Source organism: Aeromonas sp. PrichA-15 (genome assembly GCF_017939245.1).
GTDB lineage: Bacteria > Pseudomonadota > Gammaproteobacteria > Enterobacterales > Aeromonadaceae > Aeromonas > Aeromonas caviae.
Genome location: NZ_JAGKRH010000285.1, coordinates 1 through 487, shown reverse-complemented (window position 1 = coordinate 487; position 487 = coordinate 1). Strand labels below are relative to the sequence as shown.

1 protein-coding gene is annotated in these 487 nt (G+C 53.8%); it reads right to left on the bottom strand.

Annotated elements, in window-relative coordinates; translation table 11 throughout:
- Positions 1 to 19 precede the first annotated feature (19 nt).
- Positions 20 to 487 (bottom strand): IS630 family transposase (locus tag J9889_RS21030; protein WP_210557997.1); only part of this gene is annotated, 468 nt, incomplete at its 5' end.

Genomic DNA, 487 nt, shown 5'->3' with positions numbered 1-487 from the left:
ATACCAATCGGATTAAACATTAGGTCAGTTTTATCCAATCTCGGCTACAAAGTGACATCACCCGCTCCACATCGGCAATAAAGTGCTTCCAGGCCGATGTGCAGGCATCAAGGATGTCGTCGTAATCCTTGAAGCTGCGATTAGCCAACACATGCTGACGAAGCCAGCTCCATACCTGTTCAATGGGATTGAGTTCGGGAGAATAGGGAGGGAGCTTGATCAGGCTGAGATTGGGGAAGTCATCCGCACATTCCATGGTATGCCATCCGGCGCCGTCCATGATCACCACCGCATGACGACCCGGCTTTGTTCGTGCTGCAATCAGTGCCAAGTGCTGCTTCATCACCTCCCGGTTTACCAGAGGACTGAGCAAGGCTTCCGTTGTCCCGGTTGCAGGGCAGACGGCACCGAAGAGATAGACGTACTCGAATTGTTGTTGCTGAATAGCTCGGGGGCGACTGCCACGCCTGGCCCACAGTCGGGTAGT